Below are 287 nucleotides of genomic sequence, written 5' to 3' on the forward strand. Positions count from 1 at the left end.
TCGATCGTCTACACCGTGACCCTGACCAGCAAGGATGGCCTGCCAGTCAACAACCACGGCGCCCTGACCTTCACGCTGAGCGACGGCAAAACCGTCATCACCGTGCCGGCCAACGGCACCGTCGGTACGGCCACCGTCGCTGCACCGGATAACGTCTACATCGGCCAAAGCTCGGTCAGCCAGACTCTGCAATCGGTAGGTGGCGCGGGCGCCAGCAAGTTCGAAAACCTGACCCTGGACAAGGCCCCGGCCACCACCACGGTCAACGACGAACCCGGCGTAGGCAC

Annotated in this window: 1 protein-coding gene; it reads left to right on the plus strand. The window is 64.1% G+C overall.

The features are described from left to right. Positions 1 to 287, plus strand: a 287-nt coding sequence (locus tag AC5PZ0_RS28345; RefSeq protein ID WP_493856226.1) for an immunoglobulin-like domain-containing protein, incomplete at both ends; no start/stop codon positions are given.

The organism is Pseudomonas sp. 5.2 (assembly GCF_059025405.1).